Source organism: Leptospira idonii (assembly GCF_004770995.1).
Taxonomy (GTDB): Bacteria; Spirochaetota; Leptospiria; order Leptospirales; family Leptospiraceae; genus Leptospira_A; species Leptospira_A idonii.
The window spans coordinates 14,811-31,874 of sequence record NZ_RQHW01000058.1 but is presented as its reverse complement, the minus strand read 5'-3'; the positions used below and the strand labels follow the sequence as shown (position 1 = coordinate 31,874).

Genomic DNA, 17,064 nt, shown 5'->3' with positions numbered 1-17,064 from the left:
ATAATATTTGATTTTCTTCGACATTTTTGTCTCCTAAAAAGGAGCTTTTTAATGTCCGTTTTTTGGTAGGAACTCCATCCACCCGCCGCCCAATGCTTTCCCGTTTATCAAAATTTTTGAGGAGAGTCAGTTCGTTTTTTGGGGCTGGATTTTTTTTTACGAAAGTTTTCACCTTTTTGCCCGCTTTTTTGTAATTTCAGAGATTAGGTTCTCCAGATTCGAAATAGGAAATTTCTAATCCGGTCAAATCCCCGTCCAAAAGAGAAGGCAAAATTCCAAAAGATACCTCTGTCGACTCGACAATTCCTTCCTCTGAGATCCGTCCCTCTCGATTTCCCGAACCTCTCAACTTTCCTTCACGGTCGTAAAAAGCAAAAAAAGCCAGAAAGTAGACAGGCTCTTTCGTTTTCTTAAGAGGATGTATCTCCATTTTCACCGTTTTGGCTTCGCCGGATTGGGAAAACACAAGTGAGATGCGAACAGGACAGATCTCACCAAAACTATGTTTGTCGAGACTTTCCACTTCCGAAATATCATTGTTAGAGGAAAACTCTTCTTTGAGATGATACCAGTTTCGACCTTCCAAAGAATTCCTTTTCGGACCGTTCGTACGAGAAACAGGTTTCGATGGGGAATCGTCTCCCAAAAGCAAAGGAAGATTCCCCAAAACGGCAGGACGCAAAGGAGACAAAACGATATTCACTTGAAAAGAATGAATCCAAGAAGCAGTAAAAGGATACCTCGCCCATAAAAAAGGCAAAGAGATCACATCTCCTTTTTCGGTTTCGTTTTCTCCCGTTTGCGCACAAAGCATCCTTCCTTCCCCATCGTAGAAAGCGAAAGACACCAAAGAGTGCAGAGGATTAGGCAAAGCATTTTGAGAACCGGTGATCACAAGAGTCGGGCAAAGATAGTTTCTATCCTCCCAATGCCGGGAAGGAAATATAACATTAGTAAGTTTCCATCCCAAAATTAATCCTTGGCACCACTCCACATTTCTCACTGCGATCGCATCATGTGCATCTTCCGGAGAATCAGGAGGATGAATCGACTGCTCATACCAAAACATTTTCAAAACATCCTCTTGCAGATACAAAGATCGATCGCGAGGAGTCACATCTTTCTCTTCCTGTGAAAAATCTTTAGGATCATTGTTTTGAGAAAAACCGAAAAAGCCGGATCCATGAGTCAGTGTTTTACGATGAGTTCTTCTGGCAAAAAGTCCGACAGCTAAAACCCCAAGACCGATCTCCGGTGCATAAGGTTTAGCAACAAATGGTTGATATGCGATAATATAAGAACCGGACAATATGCCCGACAAAGCAAAAAACCATAATAAAGTGGTTCTTGAAAAAAACAATCTAAAGCCGAATGTTTTGATTCTATCCGCGAATGGCGTTAACAAAGAAGCAAGTAAAGGAAGCTTTAGGAATAAGGCAAGTGCTCCCCCAAAAAGAGTAAGGATAAACATTACAAAAAGGGAAGAAAAAATCAGATTCCAATAGAAAAGAAACTTCGCAGGAGTTATAATTGCATCCTGCCAATTCATACCGGCAAAAATTAAGAATAACGAATATACAAATGCGATAAAAAAACCGAACATCGAAACCAAAACCTAAACATAGTTTGAAAACAGTCAAGATATTTCAGAGCAACTAACATTTATTCCTGCATTAGGAAAGAAAATTCCATTGCTATCTGTTTTTCATAGTAATGACACAAACAACTTAATTTGACTCATGTATATCCCTAAGATCGGGGATAAGATTCGGAAATAAAATGTAAGTTTGGTTGTAAAAAAGAAAACCGACCTAAGAAAGTCGGGTGCTTTCAGCAGGTCGGTTTTTTAAAAAAAGTTTTAGAGAATATGTGAGAATTTTTTAGAGCCGGATTGTTATAACTCTCCTTTCAGAAGAGATAAGAATGCATCTCTGGAAAGAGTTTCCGTTTTCTCTTCTCCCAATCTTCGAATGGAAACGGAACCGGATTCTTTTTCTTTATCCCCTAAAATCAAAATGTAATTTGCTCTTTTCAAAATGGAATCTCTGATCTTAGAACCGATCTTTTCGTTTCGAATATCCAACTCCACTCTAAAGCCGTTGCGATGCAAATCCTCATATACGTCTTTCGCATATTCATTATGTACTTCAGCAACAGTCAAAACTCTGATTTGAGTCGGATTCAACCAAAGAGGAAATTTACCTTCGAAATGTTCGATGAGAATTCCGATAAATCTTTCCAAAGAACCGTAAATCGCTCTGTGAATCATCACAGGTGCATGTTTTTTTCCGTCAGAAGCGGTGTATTCCAATTCGAAACGGTTCGGCATGGAGAAATCGATCTGTACGGTTCCGCATTGCCACAATCTGCCTAAGGAATCCTTGATGTTGAATTCAATTTTGGGACCGTAGAACGCACCTTCCCCTTCTTTGATTCCGTATTCGATTCCTTTTTTCTTCAATGCATCGTGCAAAGCGTTCGTTGCAATCCCCCAATCCTCATCGGAACCTTGGGATTTTTCAGGCCTTGTTGCGATGAACGTTTTGAATTCGGTAAAACCGAACTTTTTGTACACATCGAATGTAAAATCGATAATATCCTCCACTTCGGATTCTACCTTTTCCAAAGGAGCGTATATATGCGCATCATCCTGAGTGAACGCTCTTACTCGAAAGAGTCCGTGCAGAACTCCGGACATTTCATGTCGATGCACGGTTCCAAGTTCCATATAACGCAAAGGAAGCTCTCTATAAGAGTGCATATGGTATTTATAAATCAAAGAACAGCCGGGACAGTTCATCGGTTTCACTGCGAAATCCGCTTCGTCGATTTCGGTGAAATACATGTTTTCCTTAAAGTTATCCCAGTGACCTGACCTTTTCCAAAGAGAGGAATTCAGGATCGTAGGAGTTTTAATTTCATGATATCCTCTTTGAAAACATTCTTCTCTGATATAAGTAGCGAGAGTGTTCCAAAGAAGAGTTCCTTTGGGATGCCAAAAAGGAAAACCGGGAGCTTCGTCTTGGAAACTGAACAGATCCAATTCCTTGCCCAATTTACGATGATCTCTTTTTTTAGCTTCCTCGATCAAAAAGATATATTCATCTAACAACTTTTTGTTGGGAAAAGAAACTCCGTAGATACGAGTCAACATTTGATTTTTAGAATCGCCTTTCCAATAAGCACCTGAAATGGCAGTCAGCTTGAAAGCCTTGAGAAGCCCTGTTCTAGGAACGTGAGGTCCTCGGCAAAGATCGTACCATTCCCCCTGTCCGTAGAGAGATACGGAAGAAGATTCAAAACCTTGGATGAGTTCTACTTTATAAGGTTCGTTCTCCGCTTTGAATTTAGCGATAGCTTCCTCTTTGGAAAGCTCCCACCTTTTTACAGTTAAATCTTCCTTTGTGATTTTTGCCATCTCCGCTTCAATCTTAGGAAGATCGTCGGGAGTGATTACCGTTTCTCCGAAATCAATGTCATAGAAAAAAAATCCGGGACCGTTTTCAATGACGGGACCTACAGTCAAACGAGCGTGAGGCCATAATCTTTGTACAGCCATTCCCAAAAGATGGGCGGAAGAGTGATGAAATACTTCCTTACCGTCCTTGTCATCAAAAGTCAAAAATCGGACTTGAATGTTTTCTTTCGGCTCAAAACTCAAATCCACCGTTTGCCCTTGACCCGTCACTGCAGCGAGTGCCTTTTCTTTCAAAAAAGGGAGCTGAGACTGAATCAAGTCGGACAGGGATTTACCGGATTCGAGTTCTTTTTTCGATCCGTCGGGGAGTGTGATAATCAGATGAGCCATAATATAAGGACATTTTTTTTGCAAAGCCCTGCAAGGAAAAGAAAGAAACAAAAAGCAGGGCAAAAACCCGGAAAAACATGACAATTCTTAGAATTCCACCTTTCTCCGGATGGAAAGAATCGAAGGATCACAGGGAAAGGAGGATGTTTCCCATCAAACAGCAAAGAGAGAGGATCCAACCTAACACTCCATTCACAACCATTCTCTGGCGATAAAACCTTCCGTCAAAATTTCAAATGTTTCCTCTACCGACTCAGGCAGACCGAAACCTTTTTCCTTTTCCAATGTTACAAATCCGTGAAGGATAGACCGCATAATTCTAATTTCGTGAATTGCCTTTTTATCCAACCTGTCCGAATCAAAGGCATTCAAACAGACGGAAAGAATTCTTTCGGCTGCCAATCGATGGGATTCGGTAGCCACAGGTGCTGCAATTAACAATGAATAAACTCCATAATGATTTCTTGCGAAATTCCTATATTCACGAAACAAAAGCCTGATTTTTTCTTTCTTTTTCAGACCGGAACGAGTCCCTTCTTCCAAAACGTTTTCCAAGTTCTCCGCAAGAAGATTACCCGCCCGTGCAGATAACTCTCCCACAATATCGGATAAATCGGTGACATGATTGTACACGGAAGGAGAACGAATGCCCAATCTTTCCGCAATCAATTTGATGCTTACTTCTTTTGCGCCGATCTCATTCGCTATTTCCCAGGAAACATCGATGACCGACTGTCGATTCAGAACTCCTGAAGAAGCTTTCGGCCTTCCCGTTTTATGTTTTATTTTTTTTGCCAAATTTGCCTCACTAAATCGGCCGTTTTAGAAGGATCTTCCTTATAAGGATAATGTCCCGCTCCGGGATACATCACATAACTTGCATTCATTTCTGAAGCGATCCACTTAGCTTCCTCTTCCGGATTCGGAAAATCAGGATCTTCGGAACCCATAAGAATTAAAACTTTCGATTTCACGGACTTGATTCTGGATTCGCATTCTTTTTTCTCTGCAAACAACATAGACCTCAAAGCGGACAATCTGCCCTCTTCCTTTAAGTTTTGTTTTAAAAAATCGGAATGAGATTCCAAATCGGAAGGTTTAAAGTTAGGATACAAACTTTGGTAATAGGATTTCCATGCGGAAGCTCCCCAAGGCCCTCGAAACATTCCATTGATCAGTAATTTCATAAACCAGTTCAACCCTTCTCCTTCCCGGACAAACGGTCCGGTTAAAACGATTGTTTCCACCTCTTTCGGCAGTTCGGAAGCTGCAAAAACGGCTGAAGCGGCACTCATCGAATTCGAGATGATACTTACGTTCGTTAATTTATTTTCACGTATAAACGCAACGATATCCTTTCCCGTTTCTTCCGGGCCGTAAGAAGAAAAACCTACATCAGATCCTCCCATTCCTCTCAAATCCATACCGTAAACAACCGCATTATGACTCAGTATCTCAGCCAGCTCCGAATAATTCTCTTTCGTATCACCGATCCCAGGGATCAAAATCACGTTCCTGACCCCGGATCCGATTTTGAAATACGAAATCTTTCCTTCCTTTGCTGCAAAATAAGAATCTGCAGATAGGATACCCTGCCCAACCAAAAGTCCCATCAAAAATAAAATTGTAATCTTTTTCATAAATTCTCCAACAATAAAACTAATCATATTAGCTTTTAAACTAATTCAATTAGTTTTTTTTTAAAGAAACAATAGGCTTCCCGGAAAAATCCGCATAAATTGAACAAAAAAGATCACTATGGAAGGAAAGCAAAAGAGGAACAGAAAAGGCGAAACGGAAGTAAAACGGGAAAATAGACAAAAAGAGGGGAAGTCTTTTATTTAAAAAGTGAGAGGGGGGGGGAAACAAAACCGTAAGAGAAAAACTTTCCCTTACGGTTCCGATGGATCCTTTGCGAAGGAAACTTAGATGGCGTTTTTGCCTTTTTCTCCCGTGCGGATACGGATGACTTCTTCCAAAGGAGTGATGAAAATTTTTCCATCTCCGATTTTTCCGTCACCGTTTTTCGCTGCTTTCAAAATTGCGTCTACAGTCGGCTTTACGAACTCGTCGTTTACGGCAATTTCCAATCTCACTTTTCTAAGAAGATTTACGGTATATTCGTGACCACGGAAAACTTCTGTTTTACCTTTTTGTTGTCCGTAACCTTGAACATCCGAAACCGTTAGACGGTAGATTTCGTTTTTTGTGAGTTCCGCTTTCACTTCTTCCAGTTTATGCGGCTGAATGATTGCAATGATCAATTTCATAATATATACTCCTCTACCTATTAACCGCGCGCTCTGACGCTAAAATCAGGATACGCTTCCGCTCCGTGCTCGCCTAAGTCGAGACCACTGAGTTCTTCCTCTTCCGCTACACGGATTCCACCGGCAAGTTTCAATACATACCAAAGTGCGAAAGAAACGGAGAAGATGAAAGCACCGAAAGCTAAGATTCCGTAAATTTGAGTAAGAAGAGAAGGAACATCTACTCCTGCAGGAGCACCTTCGTAACCGAAGATCGCTACAGCTAAAGTTCCCCAAATACCGCAAACCAAGTGGACGGAAGTTGCACCGACTGGATCGTCGATTTTAAGTTTGTCGAAACCGAGAACGGATACAACAACAAGAGCACCGGAAATAGCTCCGATGATCGCAGCGGAGAAAGGACTCACTATCGCACACGGTGCAGTGATACCCACTAGACCGGCAAGAGTTCCGTTCAAAATCATACCTAAATCAGGTTTTTTCAAGATGATCCAAGCTGTTGCAGTTGCAGCAAGTGCACCCATCGCAGCGGAAATATTGGTAGTTACGATAACGTGAGCCATAACGGAACCGTCACCTACTCCCATCGTAGAACCAGGGTTAAACCCGAACCAACCCAACCAAAGAATCAAAGTTCCTAGAGCTGCGGAAGTCATGTTGTGACCTAAGATCGGTTTAATGCGGCCGTCAGGAAGATATTTACCTTTACGTGCACCAAGAACGATCGCTCCGGCAAGAGCCGCCCAACCACCGGCAGAGTGAACTACTGTAGATCCTGCGAAGTCATGGAAACCTAGTTCAGCCAACCATCCGCCGCCCCAAACCCAGTGGCCGGTAAACGGGTAGATAAGTGCAACTAAAATGAAAGAGAAGATAAGGAAGGAATGAAACTTGATTCTTTCCGCAACAGCTCCTGATACGATTGTTGCAGCAGTTGCAGCAAACACAAGTTGGAAGAAAAATTTAGCAAAAAGAGGAATACCGGTCCAGTTCATGGAAGAGTAAACGCCTTGGTATGCATCACCTATAGCAGGAGAGTTATCAGCTCCACCTAGGAAAAATAATCCTTCGCTGGCAAGGTAAGGAGATCCGTCACCGAACATGAGTCCCCAACCGATCGCCCAATAAGAGAAGGTCGCCGCTGCAAAAACGATAAAGTTTTTTGCTAAGATATTTACGGTATTCTTGGATTGCGCGAATCCAGACTCAACAAGAGCAAATCCAGCATTCATAAAGAATACCAACATACCGGCAACTAACACCCAAAGTGTATCAAGTCCTACAGTAAGTGTTTGAATTGCTGCCGCATTTTCCGCTACTGGATCCGCAACTTTTGCAGGTTCATCTGCATAAAGGAACATCGGGACAACCAGGAGCAGGAGGGCTATTTTTTTGAAATGATTTTTCATATGCCTTTTATCCTTTCCGTGATAATTCAATCTCTCATTTGCAAGATTGGTACCTGGTTATTAAAAAATAGGCAGAAGACATAAAAAAAAATGAGGAGTGCTTAGAAAGCCCTCATTCTGCCTAAATTCCGCAGAGAAAGTCGGATGTGATTTCATAAGACTCTCTTATTTTATTTTCAAAATGTATAATCTATAAGCATCATGCTCATTTAAGGGAAAGATTGCAAAAAGATAGGAAGGTTTAGAATCAAATTTGCCACCTAGTTTCAGTAAGATTCCTTAGACAGGATGGAGATACTGGTCGCGAAACAGGAAGGGATCTATTGTCCTCCCGGAGATTTCTATATCGATCCTATGAGATCTGTCTCTAGAGCCCTCATCACTCACGGACATTCCGATCATGCCAGAACCGGAAGCAAAAATTATCTCACTCAGGAAAACGGAGTGGGAATTCTTAAACATAGATTAGGTGAAAAATCGAACATAGAAGGAATTTCCTACCGAAAACAAATCAAAATCGGAGACGCTCTGGTCTCTTTCCATCCTGCAGGCCATATTTTAGGCTCCTCTCAAATTCGAATCGAAGTAAAAGGAGAAGTATGGGTGATCAGCGGAGATTACAAAACAAAACCGGACCGCACCTGCCCCGAGTTCGAACCGGTTCCCTGTAATGTTTTTGTGACTGAATCCACTTTCGCATTGCCCGTCTATCATTGGAAAGACGATGAAGAGATTTTTAGAGAAATACTTTTTTACTGGGAACAAAATCGAAAAGAAAAACACAGCACCATCCTATACGCTTACTCCTTAGGAAAAACACAGAGAATTCTTTCCGGTTTGGATGAAAAATTCGGAAATATATTCTTAGAAGAACAAGGATTTCAAATCACCAAGGCCTACGAAAAGGAAGGGATTCGCTTTCCTTCCCATTTTTCCCTGAAAGATCTGGATCAAAAACACAAAGGCACATATCCATTGTTAATCGTGACTCCCGGAAAAGACTTAAGTCCTTGGAAAGAAATTTTAGGAGAATGCAGAGGAAGGATGGCGTCCGGATGGATGAGAGCGAATGCGGAGAATCCTTTTTATCCGGATGGATTCGTATTATCCGATCATGCGGATTGGAACGGCTTGAACGAAGCTGTGAAAACAAGCGGCGCGGAAAGGATCATAGTGATGCACGGATTCACGAAGGATTGGATTCGTTTTCTGAAAGAAAAAGGAAAACATGCGGAAGAATTTTCTTCTTTTTCCAAAAGAACGGAAACATGATTTCTTTTTTAGAACTGATACAACAACTAAAACGGGAATTTTCCTCAGGAAATTGGAAAGGGACTTTGATTCTTTATCTGAATTCCCTCACACAAGAAGAAGTACAATTTGCACTTCAAATTCTTTCCGATGAAAAACGAATCTCCGTTTCTATAAAAGAACTCAAGGAAAACATTTCCTCTTATTTGAATATTCCTGTTTGGATGATCGAAGAGTGTAAAAAACGATTCGGCACCTACTCTCATACATTCACTCTTCTGTTTCCTGAACCGAAAGAAATCATAACACTAGGGCTTTTGGAATGGAAAAAACAATTTCTAGATCCGATGGAACAAATCCATTCATCCAAAGACAGAAAAGAAAAACTTTCTTATATCTGGAACCTTCTTCCCGATAAGGAAAGAAATTTATTTCATAGGTTGATCCTCAAAGGGAAAAATACGATTTTACCAGAAGAAATCGTTGTTTATTGTAAAAACCTATCCGAAGAGATTTCAACAAAAGGATTTCAAAACGAATCGCAAAACTTCGATATCTCCATAGAACAAAAAGAAAGAACCTCTGTTAAACTTACATTAGGTTATGCAAAAAGATCTCAAAATGTTTCCCATAAATACGAAGAACTCAGCTTTTTTGCAAGAACGGAAGACAATGGCTGGATCAAAACAACATCCTTGTCCACTTGGGAATTGAACGAAGAAGATTCCGAAAAACTTTCCGAATTCATCAAAAACAATCAAATTCAAAAATTCGGCCCGGTATTCTCCTTAAGGTTCGAATTGGTCTGTGAAATTTCTTTTACAAAGCTGGAACCTGCCAAAAGGAATAAATCGGGAATCAAACTTGTGTCCCCTCGCCTGGAAAAAATTCTTTGGAAAGAAGATATTTCCCATTCGGAAGATCTTTCTTTTTTTCAAGAACTCTTGCAGAAAGAATCGTTTGAAATTCGGTGCCAAACAACATAAGACAATACAAACATGCAGAAAGAAAGAGTCCGTAAAATAAACGACCAACCCATACGAGAAGATGGTTCTTATATCCTCTATTGGATGCAGGCATACCGCAGATTTTCTTCCAACCATTCCTTCGATTATGCGGTTCATCTGGCCAAAAAATTCAAAAAGGAACTGATCGTTTACGAAGGTCTTAGAAAAGACTATCCTTGGAATTCGAAAAGAATTCATAAATTCATACTGGAAGGGATGATCGAAAACAGAGAAGAGGCGGAAGCGTTAGATATCAATTACTGGTGTTATGTGGAAACGGAAGACAATCCAGCAAGAGGTTTGTTGAAAAAAATTTCCGAAAAAGCGGTTCTTATCATCACGGATGATTTTCCCTGTTTCATCATCCCGGAACAAACGAGAAAACTGGCGGAAAAAGTAAAATGTCCAGTGTTTTCCGTAGACGGAAACTCGATCATTCCATTCTCTCAATTCGAAAAACCTGCCAGCGCCGCAAGAATCCTAAGAACTTGGATTCATAAAAGATTCTCGGATTCTTTCCTTCATTTTGCGAAACCGAAATACAATAAGAAAGATTTATCCGGATTAAACCATCGGACAAAACCGCCTTTCTCTCCCTTCATGATTGATCCTTCCGGATTGGATGCCTTCCTGAAACAAATCCATTTCGAAAACGAAGTTCCTCCATATAACAAAACAAAGGGGGGAAGAAAAACGGCGCTCACTCTTCTTCGAAAATTTCTAAACGATAAAATCAACGATTATGCGGAAAGCAGGTCCTCACCCAATTCTTTCGAAGCGACTCCTGTAAGCGGTTTGTCTCCTTACTTACACTTCGGACATATCAGCGCTGAAGAAATAGTAACGGCAGTGTTTAAGAATGTTTCCGATTGGACCCCGGAACAAATCTCTCATAAAAAGGCGGGAGACAGGGAAACTTTTTATACGAACTCTTCCGCAGCAAACCATTTCCTGGACGAACTCATCACTTGGAGAGACATAGGTTATTTGTTTTTTTGGCAAAAACCTTCTTTTCGGATCGGATTGGAGTCCCTTCCCGATTGGACAAAAAAGAATCTATCTCTTCATAGAAAAGATACAAGAGAGTATTTGTACAGTTTGGAAGACTGGGAAGCAGGAAAAACGCATGACGAACTTTGGAATGCGGCACAAACTGAACTGGTGCTAACGGGAAGAATGCATAATTATATGAGAATGTTGTGGGGGAAAAAAGTTATAGAATGGTCCAAGTCCTATGAGGAAGCGTTTCAAATCCTCGAGCATTTGAATCATAAATACGCCTATGACGGTAGAAATCCGAATTCATATACGGGGATTTTATGGTGCTTCGGCCTTTTCGACAGGCCTTGGTTTCCGGAAAGAAATGTATTCGGAAATATTCGTTATATGTCTTCCGACTCAACCCGTAAAAAATTCAAAATAAAACCTTACTTAGATTATGTGGAATCTTTGAAACACCCTGACTCTTCCTTATTCTCATGACGGACAGGAAACCTCCTCAGACGGAAATTATTCCGGACAACGATTTAAAAACGGAAGATATCTATTTTTATAGAGTGATTCTATTCAACGATTCCGTAAACGATTTCGATCATGTAGAAGATTGTTTGATTAAAATCTGTTTTAAAAACAAAAAAGAAGCTAAAAAAATCGCACTGGAAGCACATAACAATGGGAAAGCGGTTTGTTTCACAGGCTCTTCCGAAGAATGCGAGACGGTTGCCGAAAAACTAAGTTTAGAACAGCTGACAGTCTCGGTCACTAAGTGAGATTAAGATCTAGGAAGAACCTCCGTCACAAAATATACTTTTACCGGTTCCGCTTTTCCCTTTAACATCAGTTCTTTGGATTCCTCATATTTGATGTATTTGTCCCCGCCTGCCGCCAAATAAGCGGCTTCGGAAACGGCGACTTTCCCGGGAACTCCGTGGCTTTCCAATCTGGCAGCAGTATTCACTGCATCTCCGATGACGGTGTAATCCATTCTTTTAACGGAACCGATATTTCCCACGATGGCTTCTCCGAAATTCACTCCGATACGAAGGCGAAAAGTTCCCGGAGCTAAACCCAATTCCTGATTGATTTGCACCATTTTTTTTTGCATTTCCACGGCACAAGCGATCGCATTGTATGCATCTAAATCCGTTCTTTTAGGAGCACCCCAGAATGCCATAATGGCATCCCCGATAAACTTATCTAAGGTGGCGGAATAATGAAAGATAAGTTCGGAAAGAGATTCAAAGATGGCATTGAGATGATCAAGCACGACTCCGGGAGGATTTTTTTCGGAAAATGTTGTGAAACCTACGATATCGGAAAACAAAGTGGCGATGTATCTTTCTTCTCCACCTAACTTAATTTTATCGTTTACTATGGTCTCCATCACTTCCGGAGAAAAATAACGGGACAATCTGTCCTTTTCTTCTCTTTGTTTTTCCACCAACTTTCTGGATTCAACCATATTGCGGATGATGGAAAGAGCCACGGATATGGAAAAACCGGCGAATGCATAATCTTTCATAAATGTGTGAGCAGGATACCAATCCCATTGCATTTCCACAAAGATATCGTTGAGAAGAAGGGAAATCATGATAAAGATCCCGAAGGAGACGGTTCCCATAGAAGGAACTTTTCTTCCCAAAAAGAGCACATAACAAAGAGCAAGTCCCAAAACTACGGTCACAAAAGACCAATAGAAAAAAAACTGAGAAAGAGAATAAAGATCGGGAAGAACGAAAACGGTGGCAAAAGCGACCACCCCTAAAACATCTACGATATAATTGGTTCTTCGAATCCAGCCTTTGTGAACCTTAGCAAACTGAACCACGAAGTTGAATAAAAAATGAACGAGTGCGATCCAAGAAGCGTATTCTACTTTTTTAATCCAAAACCCGTCGTTTAATATGGAATAAATGATTTGGCTTTGGAACAGAGTGTTCACTGCCATAAAAAAGGAGCCTAAGGAAAAATATATGGTAGCATGTTCGTCCTTACGGAAAAGGAACTGCCAATAGAGATAAAAACTTCCCAAAAGAACCGTCAAAACGATAACGAATATCTTCTTAAAATCGTTCCAATATTCCGCTCTTTCCGAATAACGAAGAGAAGAAATATAAAACTTATCATGAGAAAGACCGGGACTGAGAGGATACTTGGCAAACACCCGAACTGCTAAAACATTCGGTTCCTCCGTTTTAACCTGACCTACAGGGATTCTATAAAATCGAGTTTTGTCAGAATATAAGGATTTATCTTCCAAAACGGTATCTTTAGGAGTGTCCAAAGATAGACCTGTGCCTCCGATGAATTTACCGTTCCAATAAACTGCATCCGCCTGGCTGATCTGTCCCAATCGAAGCGTCAGATAACGAGACTTAAATCGAGTCTTCAGATCTTCTTCCGAAATTTTAATCTCTGCCCTGTACCAACCGTATCCTTTGTACTTTTGAAAATAAGAAGCGAAGTCCGGGAAATAAATTTCTCCATCTCCGTCTTTCACCTTATCCCAAGCGGTTTGAATGGAAAATCCGGAGATCCATCCTGTGCGGGATTGTTCGCTCAATTGAACCTGCGCATTGGCAAATAGAATCGGCTCTGCGGAACCGTATTCAATATCTTCCACCGAACTTCCCCCGTTGGGAATGACAGAAGAATCTCCGGGACGAAAGCTCCATTTTTGCCCCGTTTCTCCGAAAGTTCTTTCGGATCGCAAATCCAAAATTTGGCCGGTGAAAACCATTTGCGCCTTGAGGGGAAATGAGGAAAAAAGCAGGATAAAAACAAAGCCGAATGCGGAGAAAAAGAGCCTTTGCACTGGAACCATGTCCAAAAGTATATAAAAATCGAAACTCAATTGCAAGAAGAAAAAGCTTGGATACAATCATAATCGACAATCTGACGGTAGACTTTCTAGGAGAAGGACTATCACCTAGCGGAAAAAAGGTGGCATTTCCCTACGCTCTCCCCGGAGATGAAATCGAAGTCGAATTCGTAAAACGAAAAAGACAAAGAAAAAAAATGATCGTTCACGGTTATCTAAAACGTAAGGAATGGGAAGGAGTCCATTGCAAACATTTCGGAGCTTGCGGGGGCTGTGCCGCACAACATATATCATACGAAGAACAGCTTCGCATTAAATTCGATCCGGTCATCGCTTCCTTTGCGGAAGAAATAGGACTGACTTTGACAGCAGTTCCCGCAGAAGACCCCTACCACTACCGCTCCCGAATGGATTTCAGCGTTTTCCCAGGTAGGCTCGGCTTAAGAGCGAAAGGGAATTTCAGACATGTAGTCAATGTTGAATCCTGCTCCATTCAATCCGAATGGGCTGATGAGGAAACAAATCGTGTACACTCCCTATTGAAAGAATTCCCGGAGATCGCTTGGAACAGAAGAGAGGAATCCGGAGGCGGGCTCAAATATGTAACCATTCGCAAAGCAAAGTTCACGGATGAGTCCATCACGATCTTCACGTTTACGGAAGGTTATGAAACGAATCCTTTGCACGATCTATTTTTGAAAAGATGTTCCGAATCGTTATTAGCGACGAACCTGGTTTTTTGCTACAATCGAGTCAAAGCGGAAGTTTCCGCACAAGGAAGGTTTACTGTCCTCAGAGGAAAGGAAGGTTATTACGAATCCATCCTTGGAAATAAATTCTTTATCCCTTTCGATTCTTTTTTCCAACCGAACCCGAAAGGTTTTCTTCCCATTCTTTCCTTCGTGCAAAAAGTTCTGCCCGAAAATAAAACCCGTCTCATCGACTTGTTTTGCGGAAACGGTTTTTTTTCCATCCTGTTCGGGAAAGGTTTTTCGGAAATTCATTGTTATGAATTGACACCTTCCTCAGTAGAAACAGCCAAACGATTATTAAATGAAAAATACCCTGAAAGCCAAATTCATGCGGAAGTTGTAAATTTATTTTCCGATGTGACTGGATTGCAATCCGCGCAGGATGCTTGTTTGGTTTTGGACCCTCCTCGCGCAGGATGCGGGCCCAAGGTAGCGGAATGGATCAGAGACCACGGACCCAAAAACGTATTCTATGTTTCGTGTAATCCTTATAGTCAAAAGGAAGATGCCAAAGTTTTACTTTCCACATACGAAGCAAAATCAGGAATTTTGACAGATCCCTATCCTCACACTCCTCATATGGAATCGGTGATTCACTTTCAAAGAAAAGATAATCCCTAAAAAAAGGGGGAGGAAAAACGAAAGATCGGCCGAAATTTATCCCAAGAGGGAAATATGAAATTCGCTAGGGTCGCCGCTTTATTTACTATCATCATCCTGGGGCAGATCGGCTGCCGCACGATCGTTGTATCTAAATGGGTTCCATCCGATTCTCAAGGTTTTTCCAAAGTAAGAGTTTTATTGTCCCATGCGGGAGAAGAGGAAATCTTCAAAACGGAAGGCACCTTGGAAGTATTGGATGCCAATGATCTTACCATCAAAAAGGCTTATGAACTTTTAAGCATCAATCCTACTCCCATCAAAGCTCCTATTCGAATCATCACGAACGGTGATTTCATCGAATACAAAGGAACCAAATACAGAGGAGAAATCCAGCTCAAGCCGATAGACGGCAAAGTGATGGTAGTCAACATAGTTCCGATGGAAGAATATCTTTTTTCCGTTGTTCCTTCCGAAGTTCCCGCATCTTGGCCGAAAGAAGCATTGAAAGCACAAGCGGTATGTGCAAGAACTTACGTCGTCAGAGAAATGATCTCCCGCAAAAAACAACCTTACGATGTGGACACAACGACCAATACGCAAGTATACAAAGGTAAGTCGAAAGAAAATACGCACACTTCCCAAGCGGTAGAAGATACGGAAGGACTCATTCTGGTATTTAAAGGAAGTCCGATCCAAAGTTTTTTCCACTCCAACAGCGGAGGAGTAACGGAAGATCCTATCAATGTTTGGGGAAGCTCGGTAGAATATCTAGCAAGTGTTAAATCCGATTACGATAGAGAAGGCGAGAACTATTCCTGGGAAGACAAATTCTCTCCTTCCCAGATGAACCAAGCATTGGCGGGATTGTCCTTGGGAGAGATTCAGGATCTAATCGTTGCTACACGATTTAATTCTTCCAGGGTGAACGAAATAGAAGTCATTGGAACGAAGGGTTCTAAAAAAATCAAAGGAACAGAGCTCAGAAAACTTTTAGGTGCGAACAAACTTAAATCCACTCGTTTCGGAATTCGAAAAGAACAAGACGGAAGTTTTTTCGTGAAAGGTCTAGGTTCAGGTCACGGTGTAGGATTATCCCAATGGGGAAGTTATGGAATGGCCAAAGACAATATGGACTATAAGGAAATTTTGGCCCACTATTACAAAGGTATCGATTTCGCAAGGATGACCCAAAACTAAAATCAGTATGTTTCCCTAATTCACAAAAGCCCCGCAAGGGGCTTTTTGATTTTACCCGGACATCGGCTCTGATAGTCTGGCTTTAGGTTCCTATCATGCCTACAGTTTCAGAATATCTTTCTCAAATCAAAGATCTTACAATCGTTCCTCCCGTTCTCATATCGATTCTATCTTTGGAAGACGATAACGAACTTTCTTTCGGAGAATTGGAAAAGAAAGTGCAGTCCGATCAAGTTTTAGTCGCAAGGCTTCTGAAATTAGCCAACTCCCCTTTTTTTTCTAGGGGAAACCCTGTAGCGAACATGAAACAAGTCATCACCCGACTTGGTTTCAAAACGGTTCGCTCTATGGTAGCGATGGCCATGACGGATTCTCTCTTCAGCCAAGGAAATTATAAAAAGTTCAGAGACGAAGTCTGGGATCATTCCATTGCAAAAGGAATTTTAGCCCAGTATCTCTGCGAAGAAAAAAAGCTTAGAAAGGAAGCGGAACTTTCTCTTACCTGCGGACTGATGCAAGATCTAGGCAAAATCGTTTTAAATACAATCGACCGTTCGAAGTATGTGGAAGTTCTCAGTGAATTCCAAACGACTGACCAAACGATTTCCGATTTGGAGAAAAAAGCCTACGGAGTGGATTCCGTGGAAATGGGAATTGCAGCAGCTAAACTCTGGAAACTTCCCGCTCCTATCATTTCCGTAATCGAAGACAAAGCAAAACCGGTCGCAGAACAATCCTTACTTGGTCAAGTGATCGGGTTCGGAGGTGTGGTGGCAAGATTGTCCGGTCATGGAAAAAAAGAGAAGGATACGAACACCGATTTCGAACTCTACCAAACCACATTCGAACTCAACAAGGAACAAACCCCTACCCTGCCAGAAGTGTACGGGGAAAAACTAAAAACGAACGAATTGTACCAATTCTGCTCCACTCTGTAGTTCGCAGTA

The 17,064-nt window shown here is 41.4% G+C and carries 14 protein-coding genes; 7 read left to right on the top strand and 7 right to left on the bottom strand.

The genetic code is table 11. From position 1 onward, the window contains the following. Positions 1 to 196: 196 nt before the first annotated feature. The 6 genes from EHS15_RS16080 to EHS15_RS16055 all read right to left on the bottom strand — a co-directional run bounded on the left by EHS15_RS16080 (position 197) and on the right by EHS15_RS16055 (position 7,487). The gene (locus tag EHS15_RS16080) at positions 197 to 1,603 is read right to left on the bottom strand and encodes a hypothetical protein (RefSeq protein WP_135761611.1); all 1,407 of its coding nucleotides are present in this window, start codon (positions 1,601 to 1,603) and stop codon (positions 197 to 199) included. A gap of 291 nt (positions 1,604 to 1,894) precedes the next feature. Beyond that, positions 1,895 to 3,808 (bottom strand): threonine--tRNA ligase, encoded by a 1,914-nt coding sequence (gene thrS, locus EHS15_RS16075; RefSeq protein ID WP_135761610.1) that lies wholly within the window; start codon positions 3,806 to 3,808, stop codon positions 1,895 to 1,897. Positions 3,809 to 4,000: 192 nt separating this feature from the next. After that, positions 4,001 to 4,606, bottom strand: a complete 606-nt coding sequence (locus tag EHS15_RS16070; protein WP_135761609.1) for a TetR/AcrR family transcriptional regulator — start codon at positions 4,604 to 4,606, stop codon at positions 4,001 to 4,003. Further along, positions 4,591 to 5,448, bottom strand: a complete 858-nt coding sequence (locus tag EHS15_RS16065) for an alpha/beta fold hydrolase (protein WP_246052236.1) — start codon at positions 5,446 to 5,448, stop codon at positions 4,591 to 4,593. The genes EHS15_RS16070 and EHS15_RS16065 overlap by 16 nt, the downstream gene beginning before the upstream one ends. A gap of 285 nt (positions 5,449 to 5,733) precedes the next feature. Further along, entirely contained in the window at positions 5,734 to 6,078 is a 345-nt protein-coding gene (locus EHS15_RS16060; protein WP_135761608.1) for a P-II family nitrogen regulator, read from the bottom strand. A gap of 20 nt (positions 6,079 to 6,098) precedes the next feature. Then, positions 6,099 to 7,487 (bottom strand): ammonium transporter, encoded by a 1,389-nt coding sequence (locus EHS15_RS16055; protein ID WP_135761607.1) that lies wholly within the window; start codon positions 7,485 to 7,487, stop codon positions 6,099 to 6,101. 288 nt (positions 7,488 to 7,775) lie between these two features. Between EHS15_RS16055 and EHS15_RS16050 the strand changes: the two genes are divergently transcribed. The 4 genes from EHS15_RS16050 to EHS15_RS16035 are packed head-to-tail and all read left to right on the top strand — an operon-like array spanning position 7,776 to position 11,514. Further along, complete coding sequence (locus EHS15_RS16050) at positions 7,776 to 8,759, top strand: ligase-associated DNA damage response exonuclease (protein WP_135761606.1); 984 nt, start codon at positions 7,776 to 7,778, stop codon at positions 8,757 to 8,759. Beyond that, a complete protein-coding gene (locus EHS15_RS16045; protein WP_135761605.1) occupies positions 8,756 to 9,724 on the top strand; it encodes a DNA ligase-like domain-containing protein in 969 nt (322 codons plus the stop codon). Before EHS15_RS16050 ends, EHS15_RS16045 begins: the two co-directional genes overlap by 4 nt. A gap of 12 nt (positions 9,725 to 9,736) precedes the next feature. Beyond that, positions 9,737 to 11,227 carry a cryptochrome/DNA photolyase family protein gene (locus tag EHS15_RS16040; protein ID WP_167884256.1) on the top strand — a complete coding sequence of 497 codons (1,491 nt, stop codon included), beginning with the start codon at positions 9,737 to 9,739 and terminating at the stop codon, positions 11,225 to 11,227. Next, entirely contained in the window at positions 11,224 to 11,514 is a 291-nt protein-coding gene (locus tag EHS15_RS16035; protein WP_135761604.1) for an ATP-dependent Clp protease adaptor ClpS, read from the top strand. The genes EHS15_RS16040 and EHS15_RS16035 overlap by 4 nt, the downstream gene beginning before the upstream one ends. A gap of 2 nt (positions 11,515 to 11,516) precedes the next feature. Here EHS15_RS16035 and EHS15_RS16030 read toward each other — a convergent pair whose 3' ends face one another. After that, positions 11,517 to 13,484 (bottom strand): adenylate/guanylate cyclase domain-containing protein, encoded by a 1,968-nt coding sequence (locus EHS15_RS16030; protein ID WP_425460653.1) that lies wholly within the window; start codon positions 13,482 to 13,484, stop codon positions 11,517 to 11,519. A 131-nt stretch (positions 13,485 to 13,615) separates the two neighbouring features. Between EHS15_RS16030 and EHS15_RS16025 the strand changes: the two genes are divergently transcribed. From EHS15_RS16025 to EHS15_RS16015, 3 genes are all read left to right on the top strand, one after another. Then, positions 13,616 to 14,938: a class I SAM-dependent RNA methyltransferase gene (locus EHS15_RS16025; protein WP_135761603.1), complete on the top strand. Its 1,323-nt coding sequence runs from the start codon at positions 13,616 to 13,618 to the stop codon at positions 14,936 to 14,938. Positions 14,939 to 14,992: 54 nt separating this feature from the next. Then, positions 14,993 to 16,117: a SpoIID/LytB domain-containing protein gene (locus EHS15_RS16020; protein ID WP_135761602.1), complete on the top strand. Its 1,125-nt coding sequence runs from the start codon at positions 14,993 to 14,995 to the stop codon at positions 16,115 to 16,117. A gap of 95 nt (positions 16,118 to 16,212) precedes the next feature. Beyond that, a complete protein-coding gene (locus tag EHS15_RS16015; protein ID WP_135761601.1) occupies positions 16,213 to 17,055 on the top strand; it encodes an HDOD domain-containing protein in 843 nt (280 codons plus the stop codon). The last annotated feature ends 9 nt before the right edge of the window (positions 17,056 to 17,064 follow it).

What these genes read in the sequence shown, in the direction of transcription:
- EHS15_RS16080 (WP_135761611.1), bottom strand. Translation starts at nt 1,603, where the DNA reads ATGTTCGGTTTTTTTATCGCATTTGTATATTCGTTATTCTTAATTTTT.
- EHS15_RS16020 (WP_135761602.1), top strand. Translation starts at nt 14,993, where the DNA reads ATGAAATTCGCTAGGGTCGCCGCTTTATTTACTATCATCATCCTGGGG.
- EHS15_RS16055 (WP_135761607.1), bottom strand. Translation starts at nt 7,487, where the DNA reads ATGAAAAATCATTTCAAAAAAATAGCCCTCCTGCTCCTGGTTGTCCCG.
- EHS15_RS16045 (WP_135761605.1), top strand. Translation starts at nt 8,756, where the DNA reads ATGATTTCTTTTTTAGAACTGATACAACAACTAAAACGGGAATTTTCC.
- EHS15_RS16060 (WP_135761608.1), bottom strand. Translation starts at nt 6,078, where the DNA reads ATGAAATTGATCATTGCAATCATTCAGCCGCATAAACTGGAAGAAGTG.
- thrS (WP_135761610.1), bottom strand. Translation starts at nt 3,808, where the DNA reads ATGGCTCATCTGATTATCACACTCCCCGACGGATCGAAAAAAGAACTC.
- EHS15_RS16030 (WP_425460653.1), bottom strand. Translation starts at nt 13,484, where the DNA reads ATGGTTTTCACCGGCCAAATTTTGGATTTGCGATCCGAAAGAACTTTC.
- EHS15_RS16050 (WP_135761606.1), top strand. Translation starts at nt 7,776, where the DNA reads ATGGAGATACTGGTCGCGAAACAGGAAGGGATCTATTGTCCTCCCGGA.
- EHS15_RS16035 (WP_135761604.1), top strand. Translation starts at nt 11,224, where the DNA reads ATGACGGACAGGAAACCTCCTCAGACGGAAATTATTCCGGACAACGAT.
- EHS15_RS16065 (WP_246052236.1), bottom strand. Translation starts at nt 5,448, where the DNA reads ATGAAAAAGATTACAATTTTATTTTTGATGGGACTTTTGGTTGGGCAG.
- EHS15_RS16040 (WP_167884256.1), top strand. Translation starts at nt 9,737, where the DNA reads ATGCAGAAAGAAAGAGTCCGTAAAATAAACGACCAACCCATACGAGAA.
- EHS15_RS16015 (WP_135761601.1), top strand. Translation starts at nt 16,213, where the DNA reads ATGCCTACAGTTTCAGAATATCTTTCTCAAATCAAAGATCTTACAATC.